The sequence below is a fragment of the Longispora urticae genome, from assembly GCF_053902585.1.
Window position 1 is genome coordinate 190,919 of sequence record NZ_JAQZSH010000018.1, and the last position, 23,484, is coordinate 214,402.

Sequence of the window (23,484 nt, forward strand, 5' to 3'; positions counted from 1 at the left end):
CGAACCGGACCGGGGACGGCCTCTCCCCTCAGGAGCTATACGGTGATCGACCAGGTGTCGAGCACCCCGTAGTCACCGGGCCCGTAGTCGGTCACCCGGAGGTACCAGACGCCGGCCGCCGCCGAGCTGACCGGCACGCTGTAGGTGCGCGTCCCGCCGAACTCGGTGCAGGAGTAGTCGCCGGTCCCGGAGTACTTGACCGGGTAGTACACGCCGTTGGGGGCCAGGATGCTGATCCCCAGGTCCTCGGCGCAGGTGTGGTTGATGGTGATCGACACCGTCACCGGCGAGGCCGCCGGTCCGGTGGCGTTGGACGACACGGCGCTGAAGATCTGGTTGTCGGCGATCGTGTAGTCGGTGCCGTTGGTGAAGGTCCGCCCACCGGGGTTGGTGGTGGTCACGGTCAGGGTGTACGCGGCCGAGTGGGTCGCGCTGCCGCCCGTGCCCGTGACGTTCACGGTGTAGGTGCCGGCCGGGGTGCTGGCCGAGGTGGCGATCGTCAGGCTCGACGACTCCCCCGAGGTCACCGACGCGGGGTTGAAGCTCGCCGTGGCCCCGCTCGGCAGGCCCGAGGCGGTCAGGTTCACCGTCTGCGCGCTGCCGGAGGTGGTGGCCGTGGACACCGTCGAGCTCGCCGAGCCGCCGGCCTGCACGCTGCCGGAGGTCGGGCTGAGCGCGACCGAGAAGTCGTTGGCCACGGTGCCCACCGACAGGGTGAAGCTGGTGCTGTGCGAGACGCTGCCGGTACCGGTGACGGTCACCGGGTAGCTGCCGGACGGGGTACCCGCCGTGGTGGTGATCGTCAGGCTCGACGAGCCGCCGGAGTTCACCGACGCGGGGTTGAAGCTCGCCGTGGCCCCGCTCGGCAGGCCCGAGGCGGTCAGGTTCACCGTCTGCGCGCTGCCGGAGATCGTGGACGTGTAGACCGTCGCCGACACCGAACCGCCCGGCTGGGTGTTGCCCGAGGTCGGGCTCACCGAGATCGAGAAGTCGTTGCTCTGCGAGGCCCCGACCGCGAGCTTCCACAGGGTGTACGCGATGCCGTCCGCGCTGCGGTCGAGCACCGTGGCGCTGATGTTGCTGGTCGTGTCACACGCCGCGTGGTAGCAGGCGTCGTACGCGGCGCGGGTGCCGCCCCACTTGGTCACCTGGGCGGCGGTCTTGACCGCGCTGGCGCCGGCCGCGTACCCGGAGGTGGGGATGCCGCCCTGCTGGAACGAGTAGTCGTCGGAGCGGCCCTGGCCCTCGACATTCTCCTCGGGCTGCAGGTTCAGCGAGGTCCAGTACTCCTTCATCGGTACCGAGGTCGCCGAGTTCAGGTTGTTGATGAAGTACCCGCCGTTCTTCGACCCGATCATGTCGAAGTTGTAGTACCCCTTGATGGCGGAGCGCTGGGTGGCCGACAGCGCGTTGACGTAGTGCTTGGAGCCGTTGAGGCCCTGCTCCTCGTCGGTCCACCAGCCGAACCGGACGTGCTTGGTCATGGTCGGGTTCTGGGCGGCCAGGGCGAGCGCCACCTCCAGGATCGCCGCCGAGCCGGAGCCGTTGTCGTTGATCCCCGGGCCGGCCGAGACGCTGTCGAGGTGCGCGCCGAACATGACCGTGTTGTTGGTGTCGCCACCGGGCCAGTCGGCGATCAGGTTGTTGGAGACGTAGGTGCAGCTGGTGCAGCTCTGCTCGGACACCGTGTAGCCGGCGGCCTGGAGCTTGGCCTTGATGTAGGACACGGAACCGGTGTAGCCCGCCGAGCCGGCCCGCCGGTTGCCGCCGCTCTGCGAGGCGATCGTGTTGAGCTGGGTCAGGTGCGCCTGCACCTTGGCCACGTCGATGTCCGGCGCGGTCGGGTTCGGGTTCGTGGTGCCGACGGTCAGCTGGTACGTGGCCGTGTGGGTCACGGCTCCGGTACCGGTGACCGTGACGGTGTGGACGCCGGCCGGCGTACCCGTCGAGGTGGTGATCGTCAGGGTCGACGACGCGCCGGACTGCACCGAGGCGGGGTTGAAGCTCGCGGTCGCCCCGCTCGGCAGGCCCGAGGCGGTCAGGTTCACCGTCTGCGCGCTGCCGGACGTGGTGGTCGTGCCGACCGTGGTGGTGACCGCGTTGCCCGGCATGGTGCCGCCGGACGCCGGGCTCAGCGAGATCGAGAAGTCGTTCGAGGTGGCCGTGCAGGTCGCCTCACCGGACTGGGCCGGGACGGCGACGGCCAGCCAGGCCGCCTTGGTCGCGTTGAACTCCACACAGGACGGCGAGTACAGGTTCTTCGCCGCCAGCAGGGTGGCCTTGCGCGCGGCCAGGTGGTTCCAGCTGCTCGTCTTCGTCTGCAGCGCGGTGTGGAAGATCTTGCCGGCCTTCTGGATGCCGATCCCGGTCACCGCGGAGCCGCCCGAGCAGATCGGGCTGTTCGGCTTGCCGCCGCCGGGGGTCGAACCCTCGGCGAGCAGGTAGAACCAGTGGTTCTGCGGGCCGGCCGCCGCGTGCACCTCGGTGTTGCTGCTGAGCTGGTTGTAGCAGTTCGGGTCGTTGTTGACGAGCGACGGGTTGTACATCTTGCGGATCGGGCCCTGGCCGACCAGGTCGACCTCCTCGCCGACGTCGTAGTCCGGCGGGTCGTTCGGGTTGTTCGCGTACGCCTCGGTCAACGCGCCGAAGATGTCACCGGTGGACTCGTTCATGCCGCCGGCCTCGTTGGAGGTCGGGTTGCCCGAGCCGGAGAACTGGAAGATCGCGTGGCCCATCTCGTGGCCCACGACGTCGATGTTCGTCGCCTGCCGGTTGTTGGCCTGGTTGTGGCCGAAGGTGCCGGCGCTGCCGTCCCAGTACGCGTTCACGTCGGACAGGCCCACGTACAGCGGGAACGCGCGGCCGGAGCCGTTCACCCCGTTGCGGCCCAGCCAGTCGCGGAGCATGTTCCACTCCTGCTCGACCGAGTAGTAGGCGTCGGTACACGCCGTCTTCAGGTCGGTGCCGGAACCGTTGCCCCAGGTCGTGGACGTGTTGGTGTAGGCCTGCTTCGTCGAGTTCGGTCCGCAGAGCAGGCCCGGGCGGCCCGGGTCGGACAGCGTGCGGGTCGTACCCGAGCCGGAGGTGTCGATGGTGACGGAGCCGGCGTAGTACGTGTTGGCGGTGTCGGCCTTCACGTCGTCGGTCTTGTCGGCCACCGCTCCGGTGCGGGCGTCGACGTAGACGTGCAGCTTGCTGGGCGCGGTCGCGGTGCGGCCGGTGACCAGGGTCTGCCAGACCAGCTTCGGGTTGTCCCCGGCCAGCACGGCCAGGGTCGGGGCGGTCGCGTCGGTGACCGTGGGCAGCAGGGCGCGGGCCGTGGCCGCCGCCGCGGCCGCCGACACGGTGGGCTCCAGGCCGACGGTGATCCGGGCCGTGCTCGCGGCCTCGATGCCGCGCACCTTCCCGTCGCCGTCCGTGGTGACCACGGCGTCGCCGCCGATCACCGGCAGGCCCTTGTAGGTACGCTCGTAGGCCGCGTAGTGCAGGCCGCGCTCGCCGGCGAAGGCGTGCACCCGGCGCAGGCTCTCGCCCGGGCCCTGGGCCAGGGCGTCCAGGCCCGACTGCGCCGCCAGGTCGGCCGCCGCGAGGGCGCGCGCTGACGGGTCGGGCGTTCGCGGGGTCGCGGTGGCGGACACGGACAGTGCCACCGCCGTTCCCGCGACGACGGCGAGCGCGAGGCCCGCCGCCGCGACCGGTAACCCGGGTCGACGTCTCATGGAAAAGCTCCTTCAGGTGAGGGGTACCGCGCAGAGGGGTTGCGCGGTTCCCCCGAGCCAACCGGAGATCGACGGACAGCGACATGGGGGAGCACCCTTGGGCATCCCTCGCCCCGGATAACGATCGCGTTACACGGCCCTTCCCCCCGACCGGCCCCGAGGGGCAGAATCGGCCGGGTGGAGGCTGCCGGCGTGCTCGGCCGCGCCGAGGTCCTGGCACGGTGCCGTGCCCGGATCGAGGGCGGTGGCGGCGTGCTGCTGCACGGACCCGCCGGCCTGGGCAAGACCAGCATCATCGAGGTACTGACGGCCGAGGCGGTCGCGCGCGGCGAGTTCGTGGCCCGCAGCACCGCCCGCCAGGCCGAGGCGGCCGTGCCGTACCTGGCGCTGTCCGAACTGTTCGGTTCCGCCTACCGCGAGGACACCCCGCTGCCCGGGCCGCTCCGGGCCGCCCTGGAGACGGCACTGCTCCGCCGGCCGCCGCTCGACGGCACCCGGGTCGACCCGCTCGCCGTGCGCCTCGCCGTCCTCGAACTGGTCCGCCGGCTCACCGGGGACCGCCGGGTGCTCCTCGTCCTCGACGACGCGCAGTGGCTCGACCAGCCCAGCCGGGAGGTGCTGACCTTCGTCGCCCGGCGCTGTACGGACGGCCGACTGCGGGTCCTGGCCTCCGAACGGGCTCCGGGCGGCGCGATCCCGGAGCTGGGCGGTCTGCTACCCGCCCCCGGCGAGGAGGTCGAGCTGCTGCCCCTGCCGCCGGACGTCGTCGGCGAGCTGGTCCGCGACCGCCTGGACCTGCCGCTGCCCGCCCCGGTGCTGGACCGGCTGTACGCGGCCAGCGAGGGCAACCCGTTCCTCGCCCTGGAGCTGGGCCGGCTGCTGTGCCGGCGACCCACCCTGCCGTGGCCCACGGAGCCGCTGCCCGTCCCCGACCGGCTGCGGCTGGTGCTCGCCGACCGGCTCGGCGCGCTGCCGGCCGCCACCCGCTCCGCGCTGGTCCTCGCCGCCGCGTCCAGCCATCCCGACCTCGACCCGGCCACCGACGCGCTCCGACCCGCGCTGGACTCCGGCGTCCTGGTCGCCCAGCCCGACGGCCGGCTCCAGTTCGGACACCCCCTGCTCGGCGACCTCCTCTACACCGACGCCTCCCCCGGGGTGCGCCGAGCCGCGCACGCCCTGCTCGCCGGCCGCAGTACCGACCCGGTGGAGCGGGCCCGGCACCTGGCGCTCGCCGCGAACGGCCCCGACCCGTGGCTCGCGGACACCCTGTTCGGGGCGGCGGTCGAGGCCGAGCGGCGCGGCGTCCCGGCGGCGGCCGCGCAGCTCGCCCGGCTCGCGGCGGAACACGGCGCGCACGACCCGGCGGCGTCCACGGCCCGGCTGCTGGCCTCGGGCCGGTACGCGCACGCGGCAGGGCTCGCCGACCAGGCGTGGGAGGCGTGCGCGTCGGTGCTGCGCGCGGACCACCGGCCGTCGCGGGTGCACGCCCGGCTGCTGCTGATCGACCTCGCGAACGCGGACTTCACCGACGCCCCGGACCTCCTCGACGCGGCGGAGGCCGACGCGGACGGCGACCCGGCGCTGCTGGCCCGGGTGCATCTGGTCCGGGCGGAACTGGCCCTGCGCCGCACCCGTCCGGACCTGGTGCGCGCCGAGCTGGCCCGGGCCGAGGCGTACGCGGAGCGGGCCGGCGACGACGAGGCGCTGCTGGAGTGCCTGGACTTCCGGTACGAACTGGAGAACGTCGCCGACCCGGTGGACTTCTCGGCCCTGCTCCGCCGGGCGGCGGCGCTCGCCGAGGGCCGGGAGCTGTCCCGGGCGGCGCTGTCGATCCGGCGGGTGGTGGCGCTCGGCCTGGTCCGGGCCGGGGAGGTGGCCGCCGCCCTGGAGGCCGTGACCCGGGTGCTGGCCGACACCGAACGGGCCGGGAGCACCGTGGCGCTGTGCGACGTGTTGCAGGCGGTGGCCCGGATCCAGGACCGGGCGGGGCTGTGCGCCGCGTCGGCGGAGTCCGGCCGGCTCGCCGCCCGGCTGCGGATCGAGATCGAGCCCACCCCGGGCCGGGCGCTCTACCAGCGGGGCACCGCAGAGCTGGCCGACGGCACGGTGGAACGCGCCGTGGAGCTGCTCGACGAGGCCGTGGCCCTGGAGGAGCGGGTCGGCGACACCGAGTGGCTCGCCGGGGCCCTGATGTCCCGGGGGCGGGCCGACCTGCTCCTGGACCAGCCGGCCCAGGCCGCCCGGCGGTTCGACCGGGCGGTGGCACTGTTGCACGGCACGGGCGTGCACGACCCGGCCCTGGTGCTGATCGACGCCGACCTGGCCGAGGCGCTCGCCCTGTCGGGCGCGCCGGACCGGGCGGCCGCGGTGCTCGCCGACGCCCGCGCCCGCGCGGACCGGTTCCACCGCCGGGTGGTGCTGCTCGGGCTCGACCGGGTCGCCGCCCTGGTCGAGGGGATCACCGGGTCCGCGCGGGACGCGGCCGACCGGCTCCGGGGGCTGATCCCCGGCCGGCACCCGTATCCGTTGGAGATCGCGCGGGCCTGGCTGACGCTCGGCGAGCTGGAGGTCCGGGCCCGGCGGGTCGGGGCCGCGCGCAGCGCGCTGGTCCGGGCCGGGGAGCTGTACGCCCGGGCCGGGTGCCGGCCGTGGGCCCGGTACGCGGCCGGGCGGGTCGGGCGGCTCGACGCGGCCGGGCTGCCCGCGCCGGACACCGAGCGGCGGCTGATCGCGTTCATCGAGGCCGGGGCGACGAACCAGGAGATCGCCCGGGAGCTGCGGGTGTCCGTGAAGACGGTGGAGGCCGGGCTGACCCGGCTGTACCGCCGGCTGGGGGTCCGGGACCGGGCCGCCCTGCGCCGGGCCGTCAGGAACGCCTAGTACCCACCAGAAAGGGCCCTTTTCCGGGGTACGGGTGGCTCCCGTACCCCGGAAAAGGGGTTTCCCGCTCCCGGGTCAGTGCGCGGATCCGGGAGCGGGACAGTGACCGCGCCGCTGTCCCCCGGCCCGGCCACAGGTCTGTCAGGTGGTGCTCAGTGCGATCGTGTCGAGCAGGAAGTCGGTCGTGAGGGACGAGTCCTCCACGCTGACGAACCTGAGCGTCACGGTCCTGCCACGATAGTTGTTGAGGCTGGCGGAGCGCAGCACGTACCCGCTGCCGGCGTTCACGTTGGAGTAGGTACCCAGCGTGGTGGTCGTCGATCCGTCCACGATCTGGACCTTGAACGTGTCGTAGACGGTGCCGCCGGTCTCCTGCGTGGCGATCCGCAGGTGGTAGGTGAGGGTGCTCGTGCCGGTGGACGGGACGGCGATCTGCTGGGACAGGGTGTCGGTGTTGACGACGCCGTTGCCGCCCATCCAGGCGTACCAGGAGCCCTGCTGGGCCGGGTAGGTGGGCCAGTTGCCGACGACGCCGCCGGTGATGGTCCAGTTCGCGGTGCCGCTCTCGAAGCCGCCGTTGGCGATCCCGGTGCCGGGCGGCGTGGAGGTGCGGTAGTCGATCGTGTGCGTGTAGACCAGGTTGCGGGCCGTCGCGGACGTGCTCATCCCGGTCAGCGGCCGGTCGTCGTTGAAGTGCTCGCGGAACGTGCTGGACGTGTACCGGCGCATCAGGTCGAACGTCGCGGCGGGCCCGTTGTCCACCTGCCGCCACAGGTCGATCATGGAGCCGGCCACCCGGCACTCGACCTGGTCGCCGTCCTCGATGTTGGTCCGGCTCGCCGGCTTGGACGGGTCGAACGGCTTGGTGCTCATCAGGTTCACGGACTCGCCGTCGGGCCAGTAGAACATGCCGTCACCCTTGGCGTAGCCGGTGATGGCGTTGGCGAAGCCCTCGGTCCAGGCGCAGGTCGGGCCGGACTTCTTGTGCAGGTAGTGCGGGTCGGGGCAGTCGAAGACCGGCCACCAGCGGTTGTACAGCAGGTCCATGAAGTGGTGCCCGGCCTCGTGCAGGACGAGGTGCTCGGAGTCGGGGTCGGCGTCCTCGAACGCCACGTACCGGCCGTCGGGGTCGAAGTACGTGCCGTCGGTGCTGCCCGGCTGCCAGTGCATCGTGATCTTCGTGCAGTTGGACGTCTCCCGGGCCGTCCAGCAGTTGGTGCCCGAGGCGCGGATCCCCCACAGCAGGTTCAGCGTGTCGAACGCGTGCCAGCCGCGCATGTACGTGCTGGTCGGCGACGTGGTGCCGAAGTTCTGGTCGGTACCCGACGGCACGTTGCTCCTCGCCGCGGTCGTGACGCTGTAGGTGTTCTGACCGGCGTTGTCGGTCACCCGCCACACGCTGGAGTCGGAGGTGAACCTGACCTGCACGGAGTACATGGTGGTCACCGGGGACGTGAAGCACAGGGCGTACTTCCCGTCGGTGGCGCCCGTCAGCCCCGTGGCGTAGGTCTGGCTGCCCGCCGAGGAGGTCGTCTTCCCGATGACGGTCACCGGGATGTTGCGCCCGGCCAGCCACGCGCCGGTCTTGTCCGCGACCGTGAACTGGCCGGTCGCGCAGATCTGTCCGGGCGCGGCCGTGGCCGCCCGGGCGGCCGGTGACCGGGGAGCGGTCCCGACCAGGGGCACCGAGTGCCCGTTGGTCGCCGGCCGGGCGGTCCCGGCGTCCACGGCCGCGCTGTCCGTCCCCGCGACGCCGGCCACGGAGGTCCCGGGCCGGTCGCCGACGGTGAACACCGTGGTGGCGTGCGCGGAGCGGGCCTGGTCGGGCGCTCCGGCGTCGGTCAGGTCGGCCTCGACCTGGGCGGGGCCGGCGGCGAGCGCGGTGACCTTCAGGGTCACGGTCCGACCGCCGGTCGGCAGCGCGAACGTCTGCTCGGCGACCTGGTCCAGCCCGACGGCGCGCGGGGCGGACAGGCCGGTTCCCGCGGCGTCGAGGCGCAGGGTGGCCGGCAGCCGGACCGCGAGCCGGGCGGAGTCCACCGGCACCTGGGTACCCAGCTCGATCTTCACGGTGGCCGTCTCGCCCACGGCGGGGAGCCGGTCCATGCTGACGGCGGCGGAGACGCAGTCCGGGGCCGCCTCGTCGTGCCGGTGGTCGGAGTCGGCGGGCACGCACACCGCGGCGGGGGCCTTCGAGGTCGCCGCGGCGATCGTGACCGGGACGACGGCGGCTCCCAGGGCGAGCGCCGCGCCCACGGACAACAGTCGGAAGGGGGTCATGAGGGGGTTTCCTTTCCCGTCCAGGCCGGGCGAGGGGCGCCCGGGCTACCGGCGAACCGGTTGGGGAGAGGCCAGCATGGATCCCCTCTCGACTGCGTGCAATATCACACCTCATACTTCGGGTACGCCGTTCAGCGGGAACGCGCCCTGTCCCTGGAGGGGGAAACTGCCTCTGACCTGCGATGGAACGACAGCGCTTTCGATCGACGCGGTCGACTGTCACTGAAAATTCAGAACCGGCCAGTAACTTTGCGTGACTTAAGGGACTCTTATCTACGACCTCGACGACGTGCTCCGGGCCGGCCCGTTCCACACCGCGCTGCGGTGGGCCATCGCCGACCGGGGCCTGAGCCTCGACCGGCTCCGCGACCGGCTGACCGGTACGGGGCTGTCCGTCAGCGTGGCCACCCTGAGCAACTGGCAGCGCGGCGTCAGCCGGCCCGACCGGGCCGAGAGCCTGCGCGTCCTCGCCGAGCTGGAGACCGTGCTGCGGTTGCCGCCCGGGTCGCTGGGGCGGCTGCTCGACGAGCCCGCGCACCAGGGCCGGTCGCGCGCCCCGGTGGTGCCCGGCACGTCCCCGGTGGTCGCCCAGCGGCTGCGGGCCACCCTCGACGCGGCCGCCGAACCCGGGCTCGACGTGCTCGCCGTGCAGGAGGACGTGACCGTGCTCGGGCCGGGACACTGGCACTCCACGGTGCGGGTCGCTGTCCGGGCCCGGCAGGCGGGCGTGCGCCGGCACGTCGTCCTCACCCACACCCAGGGTTCGGTGCCCACCGTCCGGGCCGGTCGGGACTGCGCCCTCGGCCGGGCGCGCACCGACCGGGAGGCCGGCCTCGTCGCGACCGAGCTGGTGTTCCCCGCGCTGGGCCGGGGCGAGGAGTACGCGCTGCAGTACCACGTGTCGGGGGCCGTGACCGAGCCGTACCACGGGATGTGGCTGCGGGCCGGCCAGCACTTCGACATGACCCTGCGGTTCGGCCCGGACGCGGGCGTCGAGCGCGCGTACCGGATCTGGCGGCAGGATCCCCGCTCCCCGCACAAGGACCTCACCCGGCTCCGGCTGTTCGACGCGTGCCGCGCGCACCTGATCGACCACGACGTCACGCCCGGCTTCCACGGCATCCGGTGGTGCTGGCCCAATTCCGGTAACAGTTAACGCGGTCGGGAGCGCCGTGCGGGGCGTCACAGGCTGTTAGCTTTCACCGATCCGGTGGCCGGCCTCTCCCCTTCCCGGCCGCCCAGGTGAGAGGAATCCCAGTGCGCAGAACCACCGCGATCGCGGCGGGGCTCACGGCGACGCTGCTCGGCGCCATGGCCCTCGTCGGCCCGGCCTCAGCGGGACCGCCACCCTCCCCCGCGCCCGACTCCGCCCCCGAGGGCCGGTCGGCCCCCGAGCCGGTCAGCCCCCTGCAGACCCAGCAGCAGTCGCTGCGCCGCAAGGCCATGGAACAGCTCACGGCGGGTACGCCGCAGGCCCGGTCCGTCGCGCCCGCCCCGGCCGGCACGGTGCGGGTCGGCCAGGACTACGTCGAGGTCGCCCAGCAGGGCACCGCGAAGGTGTTCGTGGTGCTCGCCGAGTTCGGCGACCAGGTCGACAACACGACGATGTACCGGGGCCAGGTCAAGTACGGCGGCGCGCCCGGCCCGCTGCACAACGCGATCCCGGACCCGGCCGGCACGAGCGACAACCACACGCTGTGGCGGCCCAACTTCGACCGCGCCTACTACGAGGACATGTACTTCAGCCGTGCCAAGGGCGCGAACTCGCTGCGCAACTACCTCCAGGTCCAGTCCTCGGGCCGCTACGACATCTCCGGGTACGTCTCCGACTGGGTGAAGCTGCCCCACAACGAGGCCAGGTACGGCAGCGACCTGTGCGACGGCGGCCGGCAGTGTCCGAACAGCTGGGACCTGGTCCGCGACTCCCTGGCCGCCTGGCACGCCGCCGAGCTGGCCAAGGGCCGCACCCCGGCGCAGATCAAGGCCCAGCTCGCCGAGTACGACCAGCGCGACCAGTACGACCACGACCGGGACGGCGACTTCGACGAGCCCGACGGCTACATCGACAACTACGAGGTCATCCACGCCGGGGTGGACCAGACGTGGGGTGGCGGGGCGCAGGGCGCCGGCGCGCTGTGGGCGCACCGCTGGTTCGCGTACTGGCCCACGCGCGGCACCGCGGGACCCGAGGGCAACAAGCAGGGCGGCACGCAGGTCGCCGACACCGGGATCTGGGTGGGCGACTACCTGACGGCCGGCGAGAACAGCGGCCTCGGGCTCGTGGCGCACGAGAACGCCCACCTGCTCCTGGGCCTGCCCGACCTGTACGCGGCCACCGGCGGCAACGGCGTCGACTTCTGGTCTCTGATGTCGGACGCCTCGTACCTGGGCAGGGAGAACGGCCCGACCGGCGAGTACCCGGGCGACCTGGACGCGTGGAGCAAGCTGCAGCTCGGCTGGCTCAACTACGACACCGCGCAGGCGGCCACCGAGTCGACCCACGTGCTCGGGGTGTCCTCCTACAACACGGCCGAGAAGCAGGCGGTCCTCGTCAACCTGCCGCCCCGACAGGTGAACACGCCCCTGGTCGCACCGTTCCAGGGCGCGGCGCAGTGGTGGAGCGGGCGCGGCGACTACCTCGACGAGACCCTGACCCGGTCCCTGGACCTGTCCGGGGCGACGACCGCGAGCGTCTCCGCCAAGAGCCGCTACTGGATCGAGCAGGACTTCGACTACCTCTACGGCGAGGTCTCGACCGACAACGGCGCGACCTGGAAGGGCGTCGGCGGCACCGTCGACGGCGCACCCATCCCGAACGTCGGCGGCCGCCCCGGCCTGACCGGCACCTCCACCGGCTGGGTGGACCTGAACTACAACCTCGACGGGTACGCCGGCGGCACCGTCCTCTTCCGCGTCCGCTACGTCACCGACACCAACACCGCCGAGAACGGCTTCCTCCTCGACACCGTCACCGTCAAGGCCGGCGACCGGGTCGTGCTGTCCGACGACATCGAGGGCGGGGACAACGGCTGGACGGCGCGCGGGTTCACCCGGATCGGGGACACCGGCGTCAAGACCTACCCCCGCAGCTACCTCGTGGAGAACCGGCGGTACGTCGCGTTCGGACAGTTCCTCCAGACCGGGCCGTACAACTTCGGCTGGGCCGGGGTGGCGGGGAAGGCCGACCAGGTGGAGCGGTACCCCTACCAGGACGGCGTGCTCGTCTGGCTGTGGGACCCGTACTACAGCGACAACACGACGCGCGACCACCCCGGGGCCGGCCTGATCCTGCCGGTGGACGTGCGGGCCACCCCGATGCGGTACGCCGACGGGGCGTTCGCCCACCCGCGCGCGCAGGTGTTCGACGCGACGCTCGGGCTGAAGTACACCGACGCGGTCACGTTGCACCGGGCCGGCGTGGCGACCACGTTCCGCAAGCAGGCCCCGGTCGCCGCGTTCAACGACCGGACCGGCACCTACTGGTACGCGGAGAACCCGGACCTGGGCGTGAAGGTGCCCGACACCAACACCCGGATCGAGGTCGTCAAGGAGCACGCGCAGGGTCGGGAGACGACCGTGCGGATCGGTAGGGCCGGCTAGCCGCACGGCCCCGGTCGGCCGCGCGGCCGGGAGCGCCCCGGTCGGCTGTGCGGCCGGGGCGCACCGTCCCGGCCGGCGGGGCTCCGACCTCCGCCGGCCGGGGCGCACGGTCCGGGCGGTCGGGTGCCAACGGAGTCACCCGGCCGCCCTCACCAGTACAGCTGGATGCCGTAGACGCCGGGGCGGGCCTCGATCCGGGCCAGGTGCACGCTGCCCGACGGGTCGACCCGCAGATCGCGCAGGTCCTCGTCGGCCTCGTCGGCGGCGGCCTGGTGGAACGAGGCGCACCGGACCGGCACCGTCCCCGGCGCGAACGTCACCTCCAGCGCGAACGCGTGCACGGTCCTCGACACGGTCCGGGTGCACCGGGTGACGGGCGTGTGCCCCGGCAGATCCAGGGTGTACCGCACGATGGCCGTGTCCCCCACGTCCAGCCGGCTGTCGAGCAGCATCTCCGTGATCAGGTACCCCGACGCCGGGTCCCACCGGTGCCGGCCCGGCCGGCAGCCCCACAGGTCGGTGAACCCGGGCCGGCCCGCCGTCGGGTCGTCGACCTGCCAGAACAGGTAGAACCGGGAGAGGTCGTCGCGTTCGGCGCGCATCACCTCGCGGACCCGCCGGGTGCGTTCGCAGCGCTCGGCGTCGATGGTCACGTGCTCGTCCACGCTGAGCCGGCGCAGCCCCGAGTGCGCCGGCATCGCCAGGTCCTCGGCCATCCGCTCCAGGATCCCGGCCCGCCACGGCCGCAACGGCGGCTCCAGCCCGGTGCTGTACCGGCCCCTGGGGCGCGGCGGCGGCAGCAACGCGGTCAGCGCGCCCGGCGCCAGGCCGAGCACGTCCTCCAACGCCGCGACGCCCTTCAACGAGTCCCCGCGTTCGGGGCGCCGCCGGCCGCTCGCCCAGTAGCTCAACGCGGCCGTACTCAGGTGGATGTCGCGCTCGGCCAGCCGGTGGCACAACCGGTCCAGGGTCAGGCCCCGGCGGCGGACGGCCAGGGACAACGCGTGGTGGAACGGGCCGGACGCCAGCGCCCGCACCAACTCGAGCTCCAGGTCGGACATGTCACCCCCAGCGACCAGCGCCTGCGTGCGACGAGTCTAGATCGGCGACCGACCGGCGTACAGGACGGAGCGGCCGGTCCCCGGTACCCGGAAAAGGGTTGTGTCAGCGCCGGGTGCCGTCCAGGTAGCGCAGCACCGCCGCCACCCGGCGGTCCGTCCCGTCCTCCGGGGTCAGGCCCAGCTTCGAGAAGATGTTGCGGATGTGCTTGTGCACCGCGTTGTCCGTGACGAACAGCCGTTCCGCGATCGCCCCGTTGCCCAGGCCCTCGGCCATCGCGCCGAGCACCTCGCGCTCCCGGGCCGACAGAGTCTCCAGCGGGTCGCCCGCCCGGCGCGCCGCGAACAGCTGCGCGATCACCTCCGGGTCGATCGCGGTGCCGCCCTCGGCGACCCGGCGCAGCGCGGACAGGAACGTCTCCACCCGGCCGACCCGCTCCTTGAGCAGGTAGCCCACCTTGCCGGCCCCCTCGGCGAGCAGGTCGGTGGCGAAACTCTGCTCCACGTACGCCGACAGGACCAGCACCGCCAGGCCGGGCTGGACCCGGCGGGCCTCCACGGCTGCCCGGATCCCCTCGTCGGTGTGGGTGGGCGGCATCCGCACGTCCACGACCGCGATGTCGGGGTGGTGCTCGCGGACGGCGGCGAGGAACGCGGCCGGTTCCCCGACGGCGGCCACCACCTCGAAGCCCTCCCCCGCGAGCAGCAGCGACAGCCCCTCGCGCAGCAGGGCGTCGTCCTCGGCGATCACGATCCGCATGGCAGCTCCACGTCCAGAATTGTCGGCCCACCGGCCGGGCTCGATACCCGCAGGGTCCCGTCGTGTGCCGAGACCCGCCCGCGCAGGCCGGTGAGTCCCGACCCGCCGCCCTCGTCCGCGCCGCCCCGGCCGTCGTCACGGACCTGGATCCGCAGCACGTCGCCGACCCGCCGGACGTCGACCGCCGCGTGCGCCGCGCCACTGTGCCGGGACGTGTTGGTCAGGGCCTCGGCGACCACGAAGTACGCCGTGGCCTCCACCGACGCCGCGCAGCGGTCCCGCACGTCGACGCTGACCTCGCACGGCACCGCGCAGGAGGCGGCCAGCGCCGCGAGCGCGCCGTCGAGGCCGCGCTGGTCCAGGATCGGCGGCAGGATGCTCCGGATCACCGACCGCAGCTCGGCCAGGGCCTCCTCCGCGCTGCGCTGGGCCCGTTCGAGGAGCGCGTCGGCGGCGGCCGGGTCCCGGGCCAGGGCGCGGCGGGCGGTACCGGTGAGGATCGCCACCCCGACCAGCCGGTTCTGCGCGCCGTCGTGCAGGGACCGCTCGATCCGGCGCAGCTCGGCCGTGTGCGCGTCGAGGGCGGCGGCCCGGGTCGCGGTCAGCTCCGTGATCCGCATCGACAGGTCCGTACCGGGCCGCGCCGTCAGCAGCCGGCGGCCGAGGTGGTCGTGAAACCGGACGAGCCCCGGGATGACCAGGATGCTCAGCGCGATCCAGACCGGGCTGACCAGGGCCACCGTGAACGCCCCGGCCCAGCCGTCGACCGGGAAGCCGAACCCGCCGGTCGCCGTGCCCTCCGGGAGCAGCCGCCACCACGCCGGGAACGTCAGGTCGCGTACCGCCGACACCGGCAGCGCGGCGGCGATGATCCCGACGAAGAACATGCCGGCCCGCGACAGGGCCCAGCCCAGGTCCCGCCGGGTCGCCGGGTCGGTCACGGTGCTCCACAGCGCCGGCCACCAGCCGTCCGGGCTGGGCCGGTAGGGGCTCGCGACCGGGGGTCCGACGCGCGACAGGCGGCGGCGTTCCCGGTCCGCGAACGCCCGGAGGAGCCGCAGGGCCAGCGGGAGCAGCGGCAGGCCCACGCTGATCACCGACACGGCCGCCACGAACAGGAACAGGACCGCGACCCCGAGGGCCAGCAGGTCCGTGACCAGGCCCGCCACCAGGCGCAGCCAGGCGGTCACCAACACCCGGGTCCTGTCCCGGACATACGTCCACCAGTGGGTCATGTCCACCTCCGTCCGCCGCCACCGTACGTCACGGACCGTGACGCGTGACCGGCCGGCCGCGAAAGGTACAGCTGGCCGTACCCCAGGGTCGGTAGCTGGCGGCATTGGGCGCGGAGGGCGATTTCCCTAGCGTTGTGCAGGACAGCAGAACGTCACTGTGAGCTAGGGGAAGACATGACCGACCAGTACCGCCTCACCGACCAGCAGGCGCCCGCCGACCGGCCCCTCGCCAGGCCCGTCGCCAGCCTCGGCCACCGGATGCTGCGCCTGGTGCTGTGGGCCGTGATGATCCCGGCGGCCGGGTTCAACGCGGTGCAGTCGTTCGCCGGGCAGAACGGGTGGAGCCTCGCGGCCGGCATCGTCGCCTCCGCCTGCCTCGTCGGCCTGATCGTCTCCTACGTGCTCGGCCGCCGCCGATGAGCGCCGACGCGGTGGTCCTGACCGGCGTGACCCGCGCCTACCCGGGCGGCGTCACCGGCCTCGACGACGTGTCGCTGCGGGTGCCGCGCGGGGCGTTCCTGGCCATCATGGGCGAATCCGGCTCCGGCAAGAGCACCCTGCTGCACGTCGCCTCCGGGCTCGACGTGCCGACCCGGGGCTCGGTCGCCATCGGCGGGGTGGAGATCGGCCGGATGGGCGAGGCCCGGCGCGCCAAGGTCCGCCGCGAGCAGGTGGGCTTCATCTTCCAGTCGTACAACCTGGTGCCGTCCCTGACCGTCGAGCAGAACATCACCCTGCCGCTCCGGCTCGCCGGCCGGGCCCCCGACCGGCGGTGGATCGCCGAACTCGTCGAGCGCACCGGCCTGGCCGGGCTGCTGCGGCGCGCCCCCGACGAGCTGTCCGGCGGTCAGCGGCAGCGGGTCGCGGTGGTCCGGGCACTGGTGGCCCGGCCGGCCGTCGTGTTCGCCGACGAGCCGACGGGGGCGCTGGACGCGCGTACCGCCGACGGGATCCTCGATCTGTTGTCCTCGCTCGTGACGGACCTGGGCCAGACCGTGGTCATGGTCACCCACGACCCGGGCGCGGCGGCCCGGGCCGAGCACACCGTGCTGATGGCCGGCGGCCGGATCAGCCGGGTCGTCGGCCGGCCGGTCGCGGTGGGGGCGGCGGCGTGAACCTCGTCTCCCTCTCCCTGCCGATGTCCCGGCGGCGGATCAGCGGACTCGTCGCCGTGGCGCTGGCCGTGCTGCTCGGCACGGTCGCCGTCAGCGCCACCCTGCTGCTCGCCGAGACCGGCGTGCGCGGCCACGCTCCCACGGACCGGTTCGGCGGCGCGTCGGTGCTGGTCGCCGCGCCCCAGGAGGTCGTGCAGGACGAGGACATCGACGTCGCCCTGCCCGGCCGCGCCGGAGTGCCCGCCGATTTCGTCGGGCGGCTCGGCGCGCTGCCGGGCGTGACACACGTCGTCGGGGACCGGAGCTTCCCGGCGACCCCGATCGTCAACGGCGCCCCCGTGCCGGTCGGCGGGCACGGCTGGTCCTCCGCCGCGCTGCCCGACGCGCCCCGGCTGACCGGCCGGGCGCCCGCCGGGCCCGGTGAGGTCGCGGTCGCCGGGATCGCGCTCGCGCCCGGCGGCACCGTGGACATCGTCGCCGGCGGTGTCCGGGGCAGCTACCGGGTCTCGGCGGTCCTCGACGGCGCGCCGGCCGGGCTGTACTTCACCGACGCGCGGGCCGCCGAGCTGTCCGGGCACGCCGGGAAGGTCGACCTCGTCGCGCTGTGGTCCGCGCCGGGGGGCCGGACCGCCGAGGACGTGCGGGCCGCGCTCGCGGGTACCGACCTGCGGGTGGTCACCGGCGCCGGCCGCGGTGACGTCGAGCACATGGCCGCCGGGGCGGGCCGGGGCACCCTGATCGCGCTGTCCGCCTCGCTGGCCGGGGTGGTGCTGATGATGGTCGGGTTCGTGGTCGCCGGCGCGCTGTCGGTGAACGTCGCCGGCCAGCGCCGCGAACTGGCCCTGATGCGGGCCGTCGGGGCCACCCCGCGCCAGGTCCGCCGGCTCGCCGCCGCACAGGGCACCCTGGCCGCGCTGGTGGTGCTGCCGCTGGGGATCGGCGGCGGGTACCTGCTGGCCGACCGGGTCCGGGACTGGTTCGTCGGGCTCGGGATCATCCCCGAGGAGCTGGCGCTGGTCCGCGGCCCGTTCCCCGCGCTGATCACGGCGGTGCTGTTCCTGGCCGTGGTCGGGATCGCCGCCCGGGGCGCGGCGCGGAAGGTGTCGGCGCTGCCGGCGACCGAGGCCATGGCGCAGACGAACACGGAGCCGCCGAGCGGGGTGGTGCGGGCCCGGATCGGGTACGGGCTGATCCTGCTCGCGCTCACCATGGCGGCGGTCCCCCTGTTCACCCGCAGCATGGTGGCCGTCGCCGGGACCGGCACGTCGGGGATCCTCGCCGCGATCGGCCTGACCCTGGCCGGGCCGCAGCTGGTCCGCGCGGCCGGGCGGCTGCTCGTGCGCAGGGCCTCGGACGGGAGGGGCCGGAGCGTGACCGGGTGGATCGCGGCGCACAACATGCGGGCGTACGCCGGCCGGAACGCCGGTGCCCTGACCAGCCTCGCGATGGCCGTGACCTTCGCCATCACCTACACCTTCACCCAGACCACCCCGCAGCACGGCGCGGCGCGGGAACGGGCCGACAGCGTGGTCGGCGGCGTCACGGTGACCGCACCGGACCTCGGCGGCGTGCCCGCCTACGCCCTGGACCGGCTGCGGGCCCTGCCCGGGGCGCGGGCCGCCGTCCTGGACGCCACGACCGTGGTGTGGCCGGGCGTGGAGAACGGCAAGGCCAAGGCCAGGAGCCACCAGGCGGCCGTCGTCGGCGCGGACGCCGAGGGCATGGTCGACCTGGGGGTCACGGCGGGCGGCCTCGGCGCGCTGAAGGGCGACAGCATCGCCGTCGGAAAGTCGTTCGCGCTGTTCAACGGGCTCGCGCCGGGTGACCGGCACGAACTGATCCTCGCCGACGGGACCCGGACCACGGCGACCGTGGCGGCCGTGTACTCCCGCGAACTCGGCTACGGCGAACTCGTCGTCTCCCCCGACCTCGCGTACGGCCCCCGGCACCTGGTCCCGACCGTCCTCGTCGGCGGGGTGGACGCGGCGGCCGTCGGCGCGGCGCTCGCGGACGTCCCCGGGGTGCGGGTCTCGGCCACGCCGCCCGGGGCCGCCCCGGAGGTCACGCCCTCGATGTCGCTGAACTTCGTGGTCGTGGGCGGCCTGCTCGGGTACGTGCTGATCGGCGTCGTCAACAGCCTGGTGGCCGCGACGTCCCGGCGGCGCGAGGAGTTCGGCGCGCTGCGGTTCGCCGGGGCCACCCCGCGCCAGCTGCGGGCGATGGTGCGCCGCGAGAGCCTGCTGTACGGGGTCGGCGCGTGCGTGGCCGGCCTGGCGCTGTCCGCGCTGCCGGTGCTGTTCCTCGGGGTGGGGCTGCTGGGGACGCCCGTCGCGGCGGGGCCGTGGTGGCTGGTGCCGGCGGTGGGCGCGGTGGTGCTGGGGACCGCGTACGCGGCGACGATGGTGCCGGCGCGGCGGGCGATGCGGGCCTGACACCAGCGGAGACGCCGCCGGCCACCCCTGGGACGAGGGGTGGCCGGCGGCGTCGGTGGCTAGCGCGGGTCCTCCGGCACGGCGGCGACCAGGTCCGCGTCGATGAACCGGTCGCCGGCGTCCTTGTCGTAGAACCGCAGCGACCGGCGCGCGTCCGGTGCCCGGTACTTCTCCGCGCCGACCTCCGCGGCCACCCGGCGGCGCAGCAGCGCGACCTTGAGCCGCAGCGCGTCGGCGCGCAGGTCCGCGTACGCGAGCTGGACGTCGGCGACGGAGCCGCCGACCCGGGCCGCGACGTCCGCCCAGTCGGCGCCCGCCTCGCCGCCCATCAGGATGGTGATCTGCTCGGACGCGCCGAAGTCACGCATTTCTCCCCCTATGTCACAACGGTGGTACGTGTGCCGGAACGCATCGCCCCTGGTGGATATTCCGGGAGGGCATCACTCCCAGCGGACCCCGTGGAACCCCGGCGGCAGGTCGAAGTCGGCGAGATGCACCAGGTGCCCGCCGATCAGCCGCAGCTCGGCGCGGAGCGCGTTGCCCCGGCGGCGGGACATGCCGGGGCCCGGGTAGTGCCGGCGCGGCTCGGGTTCCACGAGGGTGCCCAGGCCGTCGACGCGCAGGATGTCCTCCAGGGCGCCCAGTACCCGTCGGGAGTCCGGTCTGTCGGGCCGGTTCACGCCGCGCTGCCAGTTGCTCAGGGTCGACACGCTCACCCGGACGCCGCGTTCGGCGAGGTGTTGGCGGAGCCGTTGCAGGCTCAGGCCCCGGGGCGGCGGCGGCCAGCTACCCGGGCGCCCCCGCCCGGTGGGGGAATGGCATTTCCATGGATCTGCGGTGGTGGTGAGGCAATCGGGAACCTTGACGGCAATTTAAGGATTTGCAACGGTGCCCTTAACGCAACACTGACAATGCTCTGGGGACCGGCGGACACGCTCCACACAGGTACCGCCGGGCGGCCGCCGCTCGGGAGAACCGGTGGCCGCGTCCGTCCACTCCGCCTCCGGGCGGAATCCGAAGGGAACCCCTCATGTCCCCGAACCCCGGCTGGGCCCGCCTCCGCCGTACCCTTCTCGTGCTCGCGGCGGCCACGGCGACCCTCGCCGCCCCCGCGACGGCGTTCGCCGCGCCCCCGGCGAACATCGTCGGCGGCGAGGAGGCCAGCACCGCCGACCGCCCGTGGCTGGTGGCCCTGGTCAGCGCGAAGTACTACCCGAACCGCGCCAACGTCAGCCACCAGTTCTGCGGCGGCACCCTGGTCACGCCCACGAAGATCGTCACCGCCGCGCACTGCGTGAGCGGCCTGCAGGCGAAGTACGTCCAGGTGGTGGCGGGGCGGACCGACCTGCGCACCCAGGCCGGCGACGTCCGCCAGGTGTCCGCGATCGCCGTGCACGCGAGCTACCGCTCGGTGGAGAAGGGCGACGACGTCGCCGTCCTCACCCTGTCCCAGGCGCTCAACCGGCGCACCCTGCCCGTGGTGGCCTCGACGGACACCAACCTGTACGCCGCCGGCACCGCGGCCGCGATCATGGGCTGGGGCGACACGTACGCCGGTCAGGGCGGCGGCTCGCCGACCCTGCTCGCGGCGACCGTGCCGGTGACGTCCAACGCGGACTGCACCGACGCGTACGGCCGCAGGTACCTCAAGGCGAAGATGGTCTGCGCCGGGTACCCCGAGGGTGGCGTGGACACCTGCCAGGGTGACTCCGGCGGTCCGTTCGTGATCAACGGCAAGCTCGCGGGCGTCGTGAGCTGGGGCGACGGGTGCGCCGACCCGGGCGTCCCCGGGATCTACACCCGCCTGACCAGCTACTCGGGCTGGATCAGCAACAACCTCTGACGGGTACGGGCCGGCGGCGGGTCACACCGTCGCCGGCCCTTCCCGTGGGGCGGAAAGGTGCCGGGGTCGGATCCGGTGTCGCCAGGCACAGTGGTGGCCGGGGAGCACCCCGAACCGAATCCACCCGATTGGCCAGCATGATGCGCACCCTCACCCCGTACCCCGTGACCGACGCCGACAGCGAGCTGGCCGAGGGGCCGGTGCACGCCGACGGAGAGTTCACCTGGGTGGACATCCCCGCCGGCCTCCTGCACCGGGCGACCCTCGGGGCCGACCGCGGGCCGGGGGCCGCACCCGTCCGCCTCGAACGGCTCGGATCCCTCGCCGTCGGACGCCCGCTCGGCTCCGCCGTGCCCGCCCTGGCCGGCGGCTGGCTGTGCGCGGCCGGCGACGGCTTCGTCCACCTCGCCCCCGACGGCACGGTCACGGACCTCGCGCAGCCCGAGGCGGGCAACCCGGGCGTCCGGATGAACGACGGCAAGTGCGATCCGGCCGGCCGGTTCTGGGCCGGCAGCTGCGGGGACTCGGACACCGCCGCCGGCTCCCTGTACCGGACGGACCTCGACGGCACGGTGCACCGGGTCCTCGACGGGATCGGCATCTCCAACGGCCTCGGCTGGAGCCCCGACGGCACCCGGATGTACTACGTCGACAGCACCCGCCGCACCCTCGACGTGCTCGACTTCGACCCCGGCTCCGGGGTTCCGACCGCGCGCCGCGTGCTGGTGGAGTTTCCCGCCCCGGTCGAGCCGGACGGGCTGGCCGTCGACCACGAGGGCGGGATCTGGGTCGCGTTGTGGGAGGGGGCGGCCGTGCACCGGTACACCCCGGGAGGTCTGCTCGACGCGGTGGTGGAGCTGCCGGTCGCCCGGCCCACGAGCTGCTGCTTCGCCGGCGGCGTGCTGTTGGTGACCACCGCGCGCTCCGACACCCCGCACCCGCTGGCCGGCGCCGTGTTCGCCTGCGACCCGGGGGTCACGGGACCGGCCGGCGTCGCCTACGCCGGGAAGCTGGGGCCGGACGCCTGACCGGGCCGCTCCACACGCCAGCCTCCGCCCGGACCGGTGCCGTTCCAGCACCTCCACCTGGGCGGACACCCCCGGGCACGGTACCCGGAGCACGGGTTTTCATGATCATCTACTATTGATCAACTTATCCCTCGTGGTGGCTGGAGCAGCAGTGGTGGACAACAGGCGTGCGTTCCTGGTCGGGGCCGTCGGGGTCGGCGCGGTGGCCGGCGTGCTGGGCGGGGTGCCCGCCTCAGCGGCCGGCGGGGGCGACGACCCGTACAGCGTGGACGTCATGAACCACGGGGCCGACCCGACCGGCGCCCGGCCGAGCGACGCCGCGTTCCGGGCCGCTGCGGCCGAGGTGCTGGCGAGCTTCCAGGGCGCCCCGATCAGCGGCGCGGTACCGAAGAAGGTCCTGGTCATCCCGCCGGGCAACTACCTGCTCACCCAGCCGGACTCACTGCTGCCCAACGTCGACGGCGGGGTGGCCGGCAACGGCGGCATCGTCGACGGGATCAGCATCACCGGGTACGGCAAGCGCCTGAGCCGGATCACCTACTCCCCCGCCGCCAACGACACGACACTGTGGACGAACCGGCGCCGGTACAAGAACATCCGGATCTCGGGGCTGACCTTCGTCAGCACCAACCCGACGTCGAGCTTCAACTACGCCTACTCCGACGCGGGTGGCCTGGGCGTGCAGGACACCTGGTACACGGATGTGGAGTGGCGGGGCGACTGGACCCGGGGCATCGGGCTCGACGGCCCCGCGCCGACATCGAACCTGAACAGCGAGATGGGCTGGGACCACTGCCAGGTCGGCGGCACCTACTCCGACGCGTTCCTCGTGATCGGGATGACGCCGGGCATCAGCCAGCAGGACCAGTTCCTGAACTACTGGTTCCGGGACTGCAAGGTCGAGTTCCAGTCCGGGGTGTTCGTCCGCAACAACCGGGGCGGGTCGATGAACTTCATCGGCGGTTCCTACATCCTGATCGACGAGAACAAGCCGGGCACGTTCTTCAAGCTGGAACGCGCCGTGGCCAGCCGGGCCGACTCGGTGATGCGGCTGTACGCCCAGGGCATCCGCTTCGAGCTGCGCTGCAACCAGCACAAGGTGATCGACTCGGCCTGGTACAAGGGGCACATCAGCTTCGTGTCCTGCGACGACACGGCCCGGGCGTTCCAGGGGTTCGCGGGCGACGCCGTCACGCACGTCTACGACTTCACGGCCAGCGGTTCACGCGGGCCGATGGTGCGCTACGTCGACTGCGCACTGATGGGCAAGCACGAGGTCACGACGTCGACCACTCCGACGACGGCCGGCAAGGTGTTCTACGACGGCGCCCGGTTCGCGAACCGTTCGGCGGGCATCCTGGGGTGGACCGTGGGCGGGGCGACGCCGCGGCACGAGTACCGCGACTGCCTGGCGGGGCCGGCGTACCTGGCGGACGAGAAGAAGCCCTGACCGGGTGACCCGACGGGCCGCGCCGGCCGTGCGCTGTGGTGACGCACGGCCGGCGGCGGCTGCCCGGGGCCCGCCCGGGACCGG

At 73.6% G+C, this 23,484-nt stretch carries 16 protein-coding genes; 9 read left to right on the forward strand and 7 right to left on the reverse strand.

What is annotated here, in order from left to right:
* Window positions 1-35: 35 nt before the first annotated feature.
* Window positions 36-3,719 (reverse strand): M28 family peptidase, encoded by a 3,684-nt coding sequence (locus PT931_RS09150; protein WP_456245263.1) that lies wholly within the window; start codon window positions 3,717-3,719, stop codon window positions 36-38.
* Between the two features lie 177 nt (window positions 3,720-3,896).
* On the opposite strand from PT931_RS09150, the gene PT931_RS09155 reads away from it, so the two are divergent.
* The gene (locus PT931_RS09155) at window positions 3,897-6,599 is read left to right on the forward strand and encodes an ATP-binding protein (protein ID WP_456245264.1); all 2,703 of its coding nucleotides are present in this window, start codon (window positions 3,897-3,899) and stop codon (window positions 6,597-6,599) included.
* A gap of 141 nt (window positions 6,600-6,740) precedes the next feature.
* On the opposite strand, the gene PT931_RS09160 is transcribed toward PT931_RS09155, so the two are convergent.
* Entirely contained in the window at window positions 6,741-8,879 is a 2,139-nt protein-coding gene (locus PT931_RS09160; RefSeq protein ID WP_456245265.1) for a hypothetical protein, read from the reverse strand.
* 289 nt (window positions 8,880-9,168) lie between these two features.
* Here PT931_RS09160 and PT931_RS09165 point away from each other — a divergent pair, with 289 nt between their 5' ends.
* Both PT931_RS09165 and PT931_RS09170 read left to right on the forward strand, forming a co-directional pair.
* Window positions 9,169-10,035: a hypothetical protein gene (locus PT931_RS09165; protein ID WP_456245266.1), complete on the forward strand. Its 867-nt coding sequence runs from the start codon at window positions 9,169-9,171 to the stop codon at window positions 10,033-10,035.
* Window positions 10,036-10,136: 101 nt separating this feature from the next.
* Window positions 10,137-12,479 carry an immune inhibitor A domain-containing protein gene (locus tag PT931_RS09170; protein WP_456245267.1) on the forward strand — a complete coding sequence of 781 codons (2,343 nt, stop codon included), beginning with the start codon at window positions 10,137-10,139 and terminating at the stop codon, window positions 12,477-12,479.
* A gap of 149 nt (window positions 12,480-12,628) precedes the next feature.
* On the opposite strand, the gene PT931_RS09175 is transcribed toward PT931_RS09170, so the two are convergent.
* The 3 genes from PT931_RS09175 to PT931_RS09185 all read right to left on the reverse strand — a co-directional run bounded on the left by PT931_RS09175 (window position 12,629) and on the right by PT931_RS09185 (window position 15,532).
* Window positions 12,629-13,540, reverse strand: a complete 912-nt coding sequence (locus PT931_RS09175; RefSeq protein WP_456245268.1) for a hypothetical protein — start codon at window positions 13,538-13,540, stop codon at window positions 12,629-12,631.
* Window positions 13,541-13,643: 103 nt separating this feature from the next.
* On the reverse strand, window positions 13,644-14,297 hold the full coding sequence (locus PT931_RS09180; protein ID WP_456245269.1) for a response regulator: 654 nt from the start codon (window positions 14,295-14,297) through the stop codon (window positions 13,644-13,646).
* Window positions 14,285-15,532, reverse strand: coding sequence for a sensor histidine kinase (locus PT931_RS09185; protein WP_456245270.1), 1,248 nt, complete (start codon window positions 15,530-15,532; stop codon window positions 14,285-14,287). The genes PT931_RS09180 and PT931_RS09185 overlap by 13 nt, the downstream gene beginning before the upstream one ends.
* Before the next feature lie 174 nt (window positions 15,533-15,706).
* Between PT931_RS09185 and PT931_RS09190 the strand changes: the two genes are divergently transcribed.
* The 3 genes from PT931_RS09190 to PT931_RS09200 are packed head-to-tail and all read left to right on the forward strand — an operon-like array spanning window position 15,707 to window position 19,079.
* Window positions 15,707-15,952 (forward strand): hypothetical protein, encoded by a 246-nt coding sequence (locus PT931_RS09190; protein ID WP_456245271.1) that lies wholly within the window; start codon window positions 15,707-15,709, stop codon window positions 15,950-15,952.
* On the forward strand, window positions 15,949-16,647 hold the full coding sequence (locus PT931_RS09195) for an ABC transporter ATP-binding protein (RefSeq protein ID WP_456245272.1): 699 nt from the start codon (window positions 15,949-15,951) through the stop codon (window positions 16,645-16,647). Before PT931_RS09190 ends, PT931_RS09195 begins: the two co-directional genes overlap by 4 nt.
* Window positions 16,644-19,079, forward strand: coding sequence for an FtsX-like permease family protein (locus PT931_RS09200; protein ID WP_456245273.1), 2,436 nt, complete (start codon window positions 16,644-16,646; stop codon window positions 19,077-19,079). Before PT931_RS09195 ends, PT931_RS09200 begins: the two co-directional genes overlap by 4 nt.
* A 59-nt stretch (window positions 19,080-19,138) precedes the next feature.
* Here PT931_RS09200 and PT931_RS09205 read toward each other — a convergent pair whose 3' ends face one another.
* Window positions 19,139-19,447 carry a hypothetical protein gene (locus PT931_RS09205; RefSeq protein WP_456245274.1) on the reverse strand — a complete coding sequence of 103 codons (309 nt, stop codon included), beginning with the start codon at window positions 19,445-19,447 and terminating at the stop codon, window positions 19,139-19,141.
* Between the two features lie 72 nt (window positions 19,448-19,519).
* Entirely contained in the window at window positions 19,520-19,795 is a 276-nt protein-coding gene (locus tag PT931_RS09210; protein ID WP_456245275.1) for a hypothetical protein, read from the reverse strand.
* Window positions 19,796-20,109: 314 nt separating this feature from the next.
* Here PT931_RS09210 and PT931_RS09215 point away from each other — a divergent pair, with 314 nt between their 5' ends.
* The 3 genes from PT931_RS09215 (at window position 20,110) to PT931_RS09225 (ending at window position 23,400) form a co-directional block, all read left to right on the forward strand.
* Window positions 20,110-20,922 (forward strand): S1 family peptidase, encoded by an 813-nt coding sequence (locus PT931_RS09215; RefSeq protein WP_456245276.1) that lies wholly within the window; start codon window positions 20,110-20,112, stop codon window positions 20,920-20,922.
* 137 nt (window positions 20,923-21,059) lie between these two features.
* Window positions 21,060-21,950, forward strand: coding sequence for an SMP-30/gluconolactonase/LRE family protein (locus PT931_RS09220; RefSeq protein WP_456245277.1), 891 nt, complete (start codon window positions 21,060-21,062; stop codon window positions 21,948-21,950).
* A 154-nt stretch (window positions 21,951-22,104) separates the two neighbouring features.
* On the forward strand, window positions 22,105-23,400 hold the full coding sequence (locus tag PT931_RS09225; protein ID WP_456245278.1) for a hypothetical protein: 1,296 nt from the start codon (window positions 22,105-22,107) through the stop codon (window positions 23,398-23,400).
* The last annotated feature ends 84 nt before the right edge of the window (window positions 23,401-23,484 follow it).

Bases quoted from the DNA above. Each gene is read 5' to 3' on its own strand.
- PT931_RS09160 (WP_456245265.1), bottom strand. From the start codon at position 8,879: ATGACCCCCTTCCGACTGTTGTCCGTGGGCGCGGCGCTCGCCCTGGGA.
- PT931_RS09175 (WP_456245268.1), bottom strand. From the start codon at position 13,540: ATGTCCGACCTGGAGCTCGAGTTGGTGCGGGCGCTGGCGTCCGGCCCG.
- PT931_RS09150 (WP_456245263.1), bottom strand. From the start codon at position 3,719: ATGAGACGTCGACCCGGGTTACCGGTCGCGGCGGCGGGCCTCGCGCTC.
- PT931_RS09190 (WP_456245271.1), top strand. From the start codon at position 15,707: ATGACCGACCAGTACCGCCTCACCGACCAGCAGGCGCCCGCCGACCGG.
- PT931_RS09195 (WP_456245272.1), top strand. From the start codon at position 15,949: ATGAGCGCCGACGCGGTGGTCCTGACCGGCGTGACCCGCGCCTACCCG.
- PT931_RS09215 (WP_456245276.1), top strand. From the start codon at position 20,110: ATGTCCCCGAACCCCGGCTGGGCCCGCCTCCGCCGTACCCTTCTCGTG.
- PT931_RS09185 (WP_456245270.1), bottom strand. From the start codon at position 15,532: ATGACCCACTGGTGGACGTATGTCCGGGACAGGACCCGGGTGTTGGTG.
- PT931_RS09220 (WP_456245277.1), top strand. From the start codon at position 21,060: ATGATGCGCACCCTCACCCCGTACCCCGTGACCGACGCCGACAGCGAG.
- PT931_RS09180 (WP_456245269.1), bottom strand. From the start codon at position 14,297: ATGCGGATCGTGATCGCCGAGGACGACGCCCTGCTGCGCGAGGGGCTG.
- PT931_RS09205 (WP_456245274.1), bottom strand. From the start codon at position 19,447: ATGCGTGACTTCGGCGCGTCCGAGCAGATCACCATCCTGATGGGCGGC.